This is a genomic window from Citrobacter sp. RHBSTW-01044, from assembly GCF_013781945.1.
GTDB lineage: Bacteria > Pseudomonadota > Gammaproteobacteria > Enterobacterales > Enterobacteriaceae > Citrobacter > Citrobacter braakii.
Genome location: NZ_CP056180.1, coordinates 29,847 through 42,368, shown reverse-complemented (window position 1 = coordinate 42,368; position 12,522 = coordinate 29,847). Strand labels below are relative to the sequence as shown.

Sequence of the window (12,522 nt, the reverse complement as noted above, 5' to 3'; positions counted from 1 at the left end):
ATGTCTGATTCAGAGGTGATTTCAATTATTGCGGTACTGAAAGCCAGACCGGGGAAAATCGACGCACTGAAACAGGCGCTGCAGGCTCTGCTGCTGCCCACGCGCCAGGAGCCGGGCAATATTGAGTATGCCCTGTTCCAGTTGCGCGACACACCGGATGTCTTCTACGTTCGTGAATCCTGGCGCGGTCAGGCCGGTCTGGACGAGCATATCGCCCTGCCCCATTTCCAGACGTTTATTCTGCAAATGAACGAGCTGCTGGCCGAACCGCTACGACTGGATTATCTGACGCCGATTGCGCCGTAAGATGACTGCCGAAGCCCCCTGCGGTGTGGGGGGCTGTGCCCGTCATGTCTCACTCGCTTCGCTATCTCTGCTATGATGCCTGCACACAAATAAAACAAAACAACATGCAGAGGGAAAGATGAGTTCCACCAGAAGAGGGATGATGAACGTCCTGATTGCCGCCGTATTATGGGGAAGTTCAGGCGTTTGCGCGCAGTACATCATGGAACAAAGCCAGATGTCGTCGCAGTTTCTGACCATGACGCGCCTGATTTTCGCGGGGCTCATTCTGCTGATGCTCTCTTTCGTTCATGGCGACAACGTGTTCTCCATTATCAAAAACCGCAAGGACGCCATCAGCCTGCTGATTTTTTCCGTGGTTGGGGCACTCACCGTACAGCTAACCTTCCTGCTGACCATCGAAAAATCCAACGCCGCCACCGCGACGGTGCTGCAATTTTTGTCACCGACCATTATCGTGGCGTGGTTCTCCATGGTGCGCAAAGCGCGGCCGGGGATTTTAGTGCTGACGGCGATCTTCACCTCGCTCATCGGTACCTTCTTACTGGTCACCCACGGTAATCCGACGTCGTTATCTATCTCAGCTGCCGCGCTGTTTTGGGGAATAGCCTCGGCGTTTGCCGCCGCGTTCTATACCACCTACCCCTCAACGCTCATCGCGCGCTACGGCACGTTGCCGGTCGTCGGCTGGAGTATGTTAATCGGTGGAATGATCCTACTGCCGTTCTATGCCGGGCAGGGAACTCATTTCGTGGTGAATGGCAGTTTAATTCTGGCGTTTTTCTATCTGGTGGTCATCGGCACGTCACTCACGTTTAGCCTGTACCTGAAAGGCGCGCAGATGATTGGCGGACCGAAAGCGAGCATTTTAAGCTGCGCGGAACCGTTGAGCAGTGCGTTGCTGTCCCTGCTGCTGTTAGGCATCACCTTTACCCTTCCAGACTGGCTGGGTACGCTTTTGATCCTCTCATCGGTAGTGCTTATCTCAATGGACTCACGTCGCCGCGCCAGAGCGGTTTAACCCCAACCGGCGCGGCAACGGGTGACGATTACCAGCCCGGAACTGCGCCGCCGTTAAAGATAGTTTCAGCGGCCTTCGCCACTTCCGGTGACTGATAAGATTGCAGGAATTCTTTCACATTCTCGGCATCTTTATTGTCTTCTCGCGCCACGAGAATGTTCACGTACGGTGAATTTTTGTCTTCGATAAATACGCTGTCATGTACCGGAGAAAGCCCGGTTTGCTGGATGTAGGTGGTACTGATAATCGCCACATCCACTTTTTGATCGTCCAGCACACGCGGTAGCTGCGCCCCTTCCAGTTCCATAATTTTCAGATGTCGCGGATTATCCGTAATATCCAGCGCCGTTGGCAGCAGGCCGGTATCCGCTTTCAGAGTGATTAACTTCTCTTTTTGTAGCAGCAACAGCGCCCGCCCAAGGTTGGTCGGATCGTTAGGTATCGCAATCGTCGCACCGTCTTTTAGTTCAGCAACGGTTTTGATTTTCTTCGAATAACCCGCCATCGGGAACACAAAGGTATTGCCCACCGCTACCAGCTTATAGCCGTGCGCTTTATTATCTTGTTCAAGGAACGGACGATGCTGGAAGACATTGGCATCCAGCTCACCATGATTAGTGGCATCGTTGGGCAGCAGAGAACCGCTAAACCCCACCAATTCCACCTCCAGGCCATATTTTTCTTTAGCGACTTTCTTCGCGACTTCCGCCACATCCTGCTCCGCGCCGTTAATCACGCCCACTTTAATATGCTTTGCATCATTGTTCTGCTGATCGCATCCTGCCAGCAATAATCCCGCCAGTAATAACGCCGCCCCAGCCCCGAAATAAGGTATCTTCAGTTTCACGTTTTTTCCTTTTGCAATAACCGCCTGATGAGTAATGAAATGACTATAGCGGGAAGGCCGCTGCGGTTTAAAAAACGAAAAAGCATCAGCAAGAAGAAAAAAGCATAATGCGAAAAGGAAAATGACTCGGAATGTGCCGTTAGGTCATCCCTTTTGCAGTCCTTCCGGTCATCAAAACGTTTTCGACAAATAATGGCGCGCGGAACCGGTTTCTGGAAAGTTATCGAGGGTCATTTGCAACTGATAGCCGTTTTTCTGATAAAACGGCAGCGCCTGGAAACTCATCGTGTCCACCAGCGCATGCAGGCATCCTCTCTCACGCGCCGTCTGTTCAGCGGCCTGCATCAACTTTGTGCCGTAACCGCCTTTACGCAGCGATTCATGCATCCACAGGAAATCAATGCACAGCCATTCGCCTTTGATTTTACCGATCAGCCCGCCCAGTATTTCATTGTGCTCATCGCGCCAGTACACCGCCAGGTCGCCAAAATTGGTGGTCCTCAGGAACTGGCGATTGTAGGCGCGCAATCCAACAAGCAGAGCATTTTGATCGTCTTCAGTAATGGTATCTGTAATCTGTATTTGCATCCTATCCTCCTGAAAAACTAAAACTTCTGGCTGATTTTCTTTTTAGAAATTAACACAGGCTGATGAGTGAGGCGCATGCCGTCTACACTTACTCTTGAGATGATGCGCATCGACAACAAGGATTATTATCATGAAACAAGCCGTTTTACCGCTTATTGCCATTCTTTTCATGCTGCCGGGTTTGGCGCAGGCCGATTCGGCTTATGGCTCTCTACAGTCCGTTCATGAAAAAAACACCGTATTGAAGGATTTACGCAAGATTTGTACCCCGCAGGGGTCGCCATCGGATGAGGTGTGGGAAAAAACGATTATGGCTGATACCCGTAATCAGCAACACATCCGCGAAGCCATTCTGGCAATACAAAGAAACAATCAGAACAACTACTGGGAAGCGCTGGGCAAAGTTGAATGCCCGGATTTGTAACTATCGCATTGAAAAACGAGTGCTGTAACCGGTTTCTGTTTTGCAAAATCGCCTATTGTGTAGGGAAATGAAACACATCAAGGAGCAAGATAATGCGATATCGTTTTCCCGAAAACTTTTGGTGGGGCAGTGCCTGCTCGGCGCTGCAAACCGAAGGGGATAGTCTGAACGGCGGCAAAAGCCAGACGACATGGGACGTGTGGTTCGACCGCCAGCCTGGGCGTTTCCATCAGGGGGTTGGCCCGGCGAACACCTCGACCTTTTATCAGCACTGGAAACAGGACATCGCACTGCTCAAACAGCTGAAGCACAACAGCTTCCGCACTTCAATCAGTTGGTCACGACTGATCCCGGACGGTACTGGCGACGTCAACCCGCAGGCAGTTGATTTCTATAACAACGTCATCGATGAGCTGCTGGCGCAAGGCATTACGCCATTTATCACCCTGTTCCACTTCGATATGCCGATGGTGATGCAGGAGAAAGGTGGCTGGGAAAACCGTGATGTGGTTGAGGCGTTTGGTCGCTACGCACAAACCTGTTTTACCTTGTTCGGCAATCGGGTGAAGCACTGGTTCACCTTTAACGAACCGATTGTCCCGGTAGAAGGCGGCTATCTGTATGACTTCCATTACCCTAATGTGGTGGATTTCAAACGCGCGGCCACCGTGGCGTATCACACCGTACTGGCGCATTCCACGGCGGTACGCGCATATCACGCCGGTAGTTATGACGGTGAAATCGGTGTGATCCTGAATTTAACGCCCTCTTATCCGCGCTCACAACACCCAGCGGATGTAAAAGCTGCGCACCATGCGGATCTGCTGTTTAACCGCAGCTTCCTTGACCCGGTGCTAAAAGGTGAATATCCGGCGGATCTGATAGAGCTGCTAAAAGAGTACGATCAACTCCCAGCATGTCAGCCAGGCGACAGTCAGCTCATCGCCGATGGCAAAATCGACCTGCTCGGTATTAATTATTATCAGCCGCGCCGCGTGAAATGTCGTGATACTGCCGTCAATCCTGACGCGCCGTTTATGCCGGAGTGGCTGTTTGATTATTACGAAATGCCGGGGCGTAAAATGAACCCTTACCGTGGCTGGGAAATTTACGAGCCAGGTATATACGATATTATTACTAATCTGCGTGATAACTACGGCAACCCGCGCTGTTTTATTTCTGAAAACGGCATGGGAGTCGAAAATGAGCAACGTTTTATTCAGCAGGACCAAATCAACGACAGCTACCGTATTGAATTTGTTTCTGCGCATCTTAAATGGCTACATAAAGGCATTAGCGAAGGGTGTAATTGTCTTGGCTACCATATGTGGACCTTTATTGATAACTGGTCCTGGCTCAACGGATATAAAAACCGCTACGGTTTTGTCCAGTTAGATTTAGATACGCAAAAACGTACGGTGAAGAAAAGCGGCGAATGGTTTGCCCATACCGCCGAAAACAAGGGTTTTGATTGATTCAGTCGTCAGATAGCGGTGTTACCTGAAAGCTGCGCGCCATCAGGCAACAATCTCACTGTATTCTGACCTTCATCGTGACCAGAAGCGCCGTCAGCAGCATCAGGCTGCCGGAAAGCATCAGGGGCGAAAGCAGTCCGAGGTTATCGAGCGCATAGCCTCCCACCGCTGCCCCGCAGGTATTGGCAAGCTGGATCACGGCGACCTGGACGGATCCGGCTTTTTCTGCCTGATCGGCAAGCGATCGGGTGATCCACGTCGACCAGCCGACCGGAACCAACGCAAACGCCAGGCCCCAGATAATCGCAATACCTGCCGCCACAACTTTGTCGCTACCCCACAGGATCAGGACCAGCGCGCTAAGCGCCAGCACCAGCGGCGCACCGGCTAAGGCCAGTTTGACCGAGCGCTTCAGAACTACCGAGGAGAGCGACGTCCCGACAAAGCTGGCGATACCAAAACTCAGCAGCACCAACGTCAGGCCATCAACTTCAAAGCCTGCCAGATTCATATAGATCGGGCGAATATAGGTAAAGAAGGCGAACTGTCCGGCAAAGGACATAAAGATGGCAATCATCCCGGCCATCACCCCCGGGCGCTGCAGCAGGATGAACATATTTTGTTTCTGATGCGAAGGTTCACCTGGCAACGACGGCAGCGCTCTCACCACCCAAATCGTGCACAGCACGCCCATTACCGCCGCCGCATTAAACACGTTGCGCCAGCCGATAATACCGCCCAAAAAACTCCCCAGCGGCGCGGCAATCACCAGCGCGACAGAGACCGCGCCAAAAATCACCGACAGCGCTTTCGGTACCGTACGGGCGGGAACCAGACGCATGGTCAGCGACGCCGACATCGCCCAGAATCCGCCAAGCGCCAGACCGAGACAGGCGCGGCCAATGAGCAGCAGTGAAAAAGAGTTGGCAAAGGAAACCAGCAGGCAGGAGAGCGTCAGCAGCACCGAAAACACGATCACCACGTAGCGACGATCGGTCGCCTGGATAATTTGCGTCACAAACAGGCTGGCGAACATGGCAACAAATGCCGTCACAGTCACCGATTGTCCGGCAACACCTTCAGAAATCCCCAGATCCTGCGCCATCGGCGTTAACAGGCTAACGGGCAGAAACTCAACGGTTATCAGGCAGGCAACGCAGAACGCCACGGCGAATACCGCCGACCAGTTCGGTCGGGCATTTGCCTCAGCGCGGGATTTTTGTTCAACAGCTTCACTCATTTTGTTACCTGCGTGGGGTTATTGCAGAATAAGTTACGCAGTGTAACACTAAATTTGTGACGCATTTAACGTTTTGGCAACTACTTTCATCTAACACAAAATCCAGGCCACACGGATTTTTAAAGATGAAACGCGACTCTTTTACCTGTCGGTAACTTAACATCAATGCTCAGTTCGCCACCTAACGCCGTGACATAACGCTTAAGCGTCGACAGACGAGGATCGTTATCCGCCTGTTCCATTTTTGCGATTGTTGGCTGCTTAACGCCCATTGCCGAGGCAAGTTCCGCCTGAGAGAGATTCAGTTCTTCCCGTAACATATTTAACGCAATCACCTGACGTAGCACTTCTACTTTTTCAGCAATGCGCTCTTGGCTTTCCGGGCTTTGTTTCGCCATCAATTCTTTAAGCGTCGCCATAATTTTCCTTACTTATTAAGGTGATTTCGGTACTCAGCGTCAGCAAGCCTGATCATCTCTTTATAGAATTTCTTCTCGTTTAACCCTGTTTTGTCGCCAGCGCATAACACGATGCCATGGCGAGAAGGATCAAACACGAAGAACGCCCGAATCGGGTTGCCCTGATGCTGCACTCGCAACTCTTTCATATTTGAAAAAGCAGAAGCATTTACCGTATCAGCAAACGGCCTGCCTAACTGAGGACCATACTCGGATAAAATCATCATCGCTGCGAGCATATCTTCCTTGAGCGCCTCGGTCTGTACGTCAAACCATTTATCGAAAACATCCGTTGTTTCCACTTCCCACATCAACGATCCCTCATAGCTAATAAGCTATAGGTAAATTATAGCCCATTAGCTATTAAATCAATTTATATTTGCACAATTAATTCGCCAACAGGCATGACTGTCAGTGTAGCCAGTGCACGCCATCTTCGGGCTGGAAAAAGGCGTTATAGCGCATCTGAAACGCATTAAACTCCTGCATATCCGGCTCTATCTCGCGCAGAAAACCGAGCGCCAGACGCACCTGTGCGTCAGTAATCGGCGTGGCCAATCGGGCTTTTTGCAGCCAACGGTGCCATTGCAGCAGATTCGACTCACTGCCGTCGACAATAACGATTTGCCAGATCAACAACACCTGGGCAGCATTTTGCAGATGCGATTCATCTGGGCGGTGGAGGTACTGTAAAAAAGCCTCACCCTGTACTTTTCCCATCTGATCGATCATCGACTCTACCGGCACAACATCAATATTCAGTCGCTCGCTCAGACGGCGAATTGCCCGTCGAGATCCGGACGTCAACACCCGAAAACCCACTACAAAAACAACGACCAATGTGGCCAGCATTATCCAAATCATGCGCACATCCATTACCAGACAGGATGCCCATCATAACGGCAAATTCCTCTCTGTCGACGACTGAACGTATCAACACGATTCAGGATGGTTCCGCGACATAAAAAAGCCCGCCATCCAGGCGGGCAAAAGTTACCAATGCACACTTAACTTAAGCGACTTTCAATTGTTGAATTTTTTTCTCGCGGCGAATTTTACGTTCTTCAAACACGGCCACGATGGCCATCAGGCAGATACAACCGATGGCGGCGGTATCCAGCGCGGCGAACGTGCCCGCCCAGCCGGTCAGACCGAAAATCGGCGTGCCGTCGGCAATCATCCCCAGACCCAGCTTGGCGAAGCTGTCACCAATCAGATATGCGAAGGTGCCTTTAATCCCATCGGCTGCGCCGATTGCTTTTTTCGGTACGAATCCGACGGCTGCAACGCCGATTAACAGCTGAGGACCAAACACCAGGAAGCCCAGCGCAAACAGCGAAGCCAGATAGACATACTGGTTGCTGGCGTGCTGATAAACGCCCAGGGTCGCGATAATCAACGCCAGCGCCACGCAGGCTACCAGCGCACGACGACCGTTAGCCAGGTCAGAGAGCCAACCCCACAGTAACGTGCCGACCAACGCGCCCACTTCAAACAGGGTAAAGCCCTGAATCGCCACCTCTTTGGAGAGCTTCAGCTCCTGGAAAGCGTAGACAGTGGACCACTGGTCGATACCGATGCGCACCACGTACAGGAAAATGTTGGAGAAGCACAGCAGCCAGATCACTTTGTTTTTCAGCACGTACTCAACAAAGATCTGCCATTTGGTCATCTCATTTTCTTCAGTCTCTTTGTCCTCTTCGCTTATCTCCTCGCCGAACAGCTCTTCAGCTTTACCGAGGCCATAAGACTCCGGGGAGTCGCTGCCGTAGCGCAGGCCGATAAAGCCGACAATCAGGGCGATAATTGACGGGAAGATAAACATACCAATGACGTGACCGTCGAACAGATAGTTGGCGCCAAACAGCGCCACGCCAGCCGCACCCGCACCACCGAGGTTGTGGGAGATATTCCACATACCGAGGTAAGAACCCCGCTTGCGACGCGGCGTCCATTTGGTGATGGTGGAATAGCTACACGAGCCGCCAGTACTCTGGAAAAAACCGCTCAGCGCGTAGAAGGCGATCATCAGGAACAGGCTGGTTGAACCCGCCCCCATGCTGGCGCTGAAGCCGAGCATACAGATGGCGGAGAGGATCAGCATAAACGGCAGGAACTGCTTGGTATTTTTGCCGTCTGCGTAGTAGGAAACCAGCGTTTTACCCACGCCGTAGGTGATGGAGAAGCCCAGGCCAATCATTCCCAGCTGCGTCATGCTCAGCCCGTAGGTGGAGATCATGTCGTTCTGCGCGATGTTGAAGTTTTTGCGGATCAGATACATGGTCAGGTAGCCAATAAAGACCACCAGATAGGACTGCATGAACGGTTTGAACCACATTTTGCGCCGCACATCGAGCGGCAGATCCAGGGTCGGCTTGCGTACCTGGTTTAGAAAGGCCAGCATTTGACACTCCCGAGCTAATTTTTATACCTGCGAATGGCAGGCATTGTAAAAATCAGCCGGGAGACGCGCCTGAGACAGCGTCCAGGTGAAACCGGGAAAATTTCTTAGTTTTACCCTACTCGGGGCAAAAAGGTGAGGTGCATCACGCTTCGTTGAGTTCGCGTGGAGCCTGGGCGTTCAAAAACGGCAGCAGCAGCAGCGCGGAAATCCCCGCCGCAATGGCGATCACCACAAAGAATCCGGTCCAGTGCCAGACCTCCATCACCTTCGCCAGCGGCCAGCCGGAAAGCGATGCCCCCAGATAGGCAAACAACCCGACAAATCCGGTTGCCGCGCCCGCTGCCTCTTTGTGCGAGCACTCCGCCGCCGCCATGCCGATCAGCATTTGCGGGCCGAAGACGAAGAATCCGGTGGTGAAGAAGCACGCCGCCTGCATCACGTAACTGGCGAACGGCATCAGCCACAACGAGCCCACGGAGAGCAAAATTCCGGCAGCGAAAATCAGGTTCATTGGACCGCGGTTGCCGTTAAACAGTTTGTCCGAGCCCCAGCCTGCGACCAGCGCGCCGATAAATCCGCCCAATTCGAACATGGTCACGGCGGTATTGGCGGTCACCAGATCCACGCCGAGCGTCTCCGACATATACAGATTGCCCCAGTCGTTGATGGCGGCGCGGACGACGTACACCAGCACGTAACACAGCGACAGCAACCAGATATAGGGATTCAGCAATACATAGCGGGTGAGGATCTCTTTACGGCTCAGCCCTGCGCCTTCCTGCTGCTGGGCGATTTCCAGCTCATCATGGCGCCAGTCGCCAATCGGCGGCAGACCAATCGCCTGCGGCCTGTCGCGCAGCCGCCAGCAGAGAAAAATCCCCACTACAATCGCCAACAGCCCGGCGATCATCATCCCGGCACGCCAGCCGTAGTGCAGCGCCGTCGCCGCCATCACGATAGGGATCAGCGCCCCGCCAACATTGTGCGCAGTATTCCACAGCGCCCACCAGCCGCCGCGTTCGGTACGCGAATACCACGCAGTCAATAAACGCGCGCAGACCGGCGACCCCCAGCCCTGGAAAAAGGCGTTCAGCGCCCAGAGCACCGCAAAAGCCCAGAGCGAGGTGGAGAAGCCAAACAGAATGTTCACCACGCCGGTGGCGATAAGCCCAAACCCCATAAAATAACGGGCGTTGGAACGGTCACTGACGATACCGGAAACAAACTTCGACAGGCCGTAGGTGATGTAAAACAGCGTCGCCAGCAGACCAATGTCGCTGCGGGTCAGCACGCCGCTGGTGAGGATATCCGGTACGGCGGCGTTGAAGCTCTTGCGTGTGAAATAGAACAGCGCGTAGCCGAGCCAGATAGTGGTCAGAATATGCCGCCGCCAGTAGCGGTAGAGGGCATCCACTTCACGCTTATCGGTGATGAGCGGCGCGCTGACTGGGGATTTTAAAAACGAAAACATGACCGCTCCTTACACATAACGCTGGGGTAACGACACGCTGACCCGCGTGCCGTGCGTACAGGAAATCGAGAGCGATCCCCCGAGGGCGGTAATACGTTCACGCATCCCGGTGAGGCCAAATCCCTGCTGATTCGACCCCGGCGGCAGGCCGCTGCCATCGTCCTCAATCACCAGCATCAGCCGTTCATCCTGCTGCCAGCCCTGAAGCGTCACCGCGCTGGCGTTGGCGTGCTTAACGATGTTGTTCAGCCCTTCCTGACAGACGCGAAACAGCGTCACCCGCTGACTTTCGCTGAGTGCAGATTCGTCAATTCGCCAGTCAAGGTGGCTGACAATGCCACGGCTTTCCAGCTCCATTTCACGCATCAATGAGCGGATGGCTTGTTCCAGCGTGAGATCATCCAACTGGCGCGGACGCAGACGACCCAACAGACGACGCACCGAATCGTACACGCCAAGAGAAAGTTGTTCGATATGCGCCCCGCTGCGCTTCACCCCTGCGTTTTCCGGCGCCAGCCGCTGGACAATGCCCGCCTGGGTGCGAATGGCGGTGATGGTCTGACCGATATCATCGTGCAGTTCGCGCGCCACATCCCGGCGTACGCTCTCTTCGGTCTCCAGCAGGCGTTCCGCCAGACGATGGTTGCGCGCTAATTCATTTTGCAGCGACTGGTTAAGCTCGCGCAGACGCTGGATCCCCGCGCCGAGCAGCAGCCCGGTCAGGCTTTGCACCAGCAGGGAGAGCAACAGGTCAACGGGATGATCGTGCCAGGTCTGGCTGGCAATCAGCGCAATGGCGTTCATTAACGTGGCAATCAGCGCCCCCTGCCAGCCGTAGTGCCAGGCGAGCGCAATGATCGGCAGCGCGAGGCAAAACGGCGTGAAGCGCGACAGTTCGTCGGGCAGGCCAAGCTGCAACCACAGGCTGACGCTAAACAGCAGCAGATACCAGACCAGATGCCGCCCGCGCCAGTTCACTGGCTGAGACACCACCGCCGGACCCAGCGGCAACCAGGTGGTGCTGGTAAGATAGTGCCAGAAAACCAGACAGATCGGAGCCAGCGTTAATCCACCAGTGAGCGTCAGCAGTAGGGCATTCCACGCCTCTTCGCCTTGCCCAAGCCAGGGCAGCGATTGCAGCAACGCCGCCGCCGTCAGCGCCGCGCCCTGCAACAGCAGCGTGCGCCAGTCGCGCTGATGGCGGTAGCGCGAAATCAGCATCACCGGGAGTAACGTGAGGAAGCTCCCGATCATCAAAAGTGGCAAGTGAGCCAGCGCCACTTCCTGCGCCAGCCAGAAAAGAAGCAGCCATTCCGCACCCAGCAGCACCGGCCAGTAGCCGCGTGGACATTGCAGCATCAGCCCCAGACGCAGGCCAAACGGAAACAGCAGTACCGCCAGCTCCGGGCGCTCAACCAGGTGCAGGCTGATACTCCACAAGCAAAACCACGCGGCAGAGAAGATAAAGAAGCAGGCAACAACGGTGATTAACCGGGAACAGAGCGTGTTCATTGCCAGCCGTCAAACATCCGGCGGGCCAGTTCGACATCGTTGCTAACGCCCAGTTTTTCCATCAGGTTAGCACGATGCACGTGCACCGTTTTCGGCGACAGGCCCAGTTCGGCGGCAATCTCTTTTACCGCCATGCCTTGCGCCAGTTTCTCCGCCACCTGACGTTCGCGTTTGGTCAGCGGATCCTGACGACCAGCCGCCAGTTTGACGGCGATATCCGGCGTCAAATAGCAGCCGCCGGTCGCCACGGTATGCACCGCCGCGATCAGCTCATCAGGGCTACAGCGTTTAGAAAGGAAACCACGCGCGCCCGCGTTGAGCGCCTGCTCCACCAGCGCCGGGCTGTCGTGGACGGAGAGCATGATAATCGCCATCCCTTTTGGCAACTGGCTTAACAGTTCAAGACCGGAGATATCAGGCATCGAGATATCACAGATACATACCTGCACGCCACGTCCCGGTAATCCCGCCAGCGCCTCACTGCCTGAGCCGAACTCAGCCACAACCTGCAAATCAGGTTCCAGCCCCAGCAACTGGGCAAAGCCGGAGCGGACGATAGTGTGGTCGTCGATAAGGGCAACGGTGATCATGGGTTCTGTCCTGGGGGATAAAAAACGTGCTTACCTTAACGATATACACTTTATCCTTCAAGCAGCCTCTGCGTTGGCTTGGTCTGCTCACCCCAGTCACTGACTTGAGTAAGCTTCTGAGGTGAGCAGACTTGCCGCCTTATGCAGCTTGAAGGATTTTGTGTTCCGACGCGCTGCTGTTTAAGC

14 protein-coding genes are annotated in these 12,522 nt (G+C 54.1%); 4 read left to right on the top strand and 10 right to left on the bottom strand.

Annotated features, from left to right (window positions below; all coding sequences use genetic code 11):
* Together HV352_RS00220 and HV352_RS00215 are read left to right on the top strand one after the other, a co-directional pair.
* Entirely contained in the window at positions 1-306 is a 306-nt protein-coding gene (locus HV352_RS00220) for a putative quinol monooxygenase (protein WP_047415729.1), read from the top strand.
* Positions 307-424: 118 nt separating this feature from the next.
* On the top strand, positions 425-1,327 hold the full coding sequence (locus tag HV352_RS00215) for a carboxylate/amino acid/amine transporter (RefSeq protein WP_047415725.1): 903 nt from the start codon (positions 425-427) through the stop codon (positions 1,325-1,327).
* 28 nt (positions 1,328-1,355) lie between these two features.
* Here HV352_RS00215 and nlpA read toward each other — a convergent pair whose 3' ends face one another.
* On the bottom strand, positions 1,356-2,174 hold the full coding sequence (gene nlpA / locus HV352_RS00210) for a lipoprotein NlpA (RefSeq protein ID WP_016157795.1): 819 nt from the start codon (positions 2,172-2,174) through the stop codon (positions 1,356-1,358).
* A 171-nt stretch (positions 2,175-2,345) separates the two neighbouring features.
* The gene (locus tag HV352_RS00205; protein WP_181633089.1) at positions 2,346-2,762 is read right to left on the bottom strand and encodes a GNAT family N-acetyltransferase; all 417 of its coding nucleotides are present in this window, start codon (positions 2,760-2,762) and stop codon (positions 2,346-2,348) included.
* Between the two features lie 130 nt (positions 2,763-2,892).
* Here HV352_RS00205 and HV352_RS00200 point away from each other — a divergent pair, with 130 nt between their 5' ends.
* Both HV352_RS00200 and HV352_RS00195 read left to right on the top strand, forming a co-directional pair.
* Entirely contained in the window at positions 2,893-3,186 is a 294-nt protein-coding gene (locus HV352_RS00200) for a YicS family protein (RefSeq protein ID WP_019078023.1), read from the top strand.
* A 92-nt stretch (positions 3,187-3,278) separates the two neighbouring features.
* Positions 3,279-4,661, top strand: coding sequence for a glycoside hydrolase family 1 protein (locus tag HV352_RS00195; protein WP_047358473.1), 1,383 nt, complete (start codon positions 3,279-3,281; stop codon positions 4,659-4,661).
* A 55-nt stretch (positions 4,662-4,716) separates the two neighbouring features.
* On the opposite strand, the gene nepI is transcribed toward HV352_RS00195, so the two are convergent.
* From nepI to uhpA, 8 genes are all read right to left on the bottom strand, one after another.
* Entirely contained in the window at positions 4,717-5,901 is a 1,185-nt protein-coding gene (gene nepI, locus HV352_RS00190; RefSeq protein ID WP_094169436.1) for a purine ribonucleoside efflux pump NepI, read from the bottom strand.
* A gap of 119 nt (positions 5,902-6,020) precedes the next feature.
* Entirely contained in the window at positions 6,021-6,320 is a 300-nt protein-coding gene (locus tag HV352_RS00185) for a helix-turn-helix transcriptional regulator (RefSeq protein ID WP_016157799.1), read from the bottom strand.
* Positions 6,321-6,328: 8 nt separating this feature from the next.
* Positions 6,329-6,670, bottom strand: coding sequence for a type II toxin-antitoxin system RelE/ParE family toxin (locus HV352_RS00180; RefSeq protein ID WP_016157800.1), 342 nt, complete (start codon positions 6,668-6,670; stop codon positions 6,329-6,331).
* Between the two features lie 100 nt (positions 6,671-6,770).
* A complete protein-coding gene (locus HV352_RS00175) occupies positions 6,771-7,223 on the bottom strand; it encodes a DUF1198 family protein (RefSeq protein WP_016157801.1) in 453 nt (150 codons plus the stop codon).
* Positions 7,224-7,371: 148 nt separating this feature from the next.
* Positions 7,372-8,763, bottom strand: coding sequence for a hexose-6-phosphate:phosphate antiporter (gene uhpT, locus HV352_RS00170; protein WP_003023929.1), 1,392 nt, complete (start codon positions 8,761-8,763; stop codon positions 7,372-7,374).
* A gap of 142 nt (positions 8,764-8,905) precedes the next feature.
* Positions 8,906-10,234 carry an MFS transporter gene (locus HV352_RS00165; protein ID WP_046276191.1) on the bottom strand — a complete coding sequence of 443 codons (1,329 nt, stop codon included), beginning with the start codon at positions 10,232-10,234 and terminating at the stop codon, positions 8,906-8,908.
* A gap of 9 nt (positions 10,235-10,243) precedes the next feature.
* Positions 10,244-11,746, bottom strand: coding sequence for a signal transduction histidine-protein kinase/phosphatase UhpB (gene uhpB / locus HV352_RS00160; protein ID WP_016157802.1), 1,503 nt, complete (start codon positions 11,744-11,746; stop codon positions 10,244-10,246).
* Positions 11,743-12,336 carry a transcriptional regulator UhpA gene (uhpA, locus tag HV352_RS00155; protein ID WP_016155044.1) on the bottom strand — a complete coding sequence of 198 codons (594 nt, stop codon included), beginning with the start codon at positions 12,334-12,336 and terminating at the stop codon, positions 11,743-11,745. Before uhpA ends, uhpB begins: the two co-directional genes overlap by 4 nt.
* Positions 12,337-12,522 lie beyond the last annotated feature (186 nt).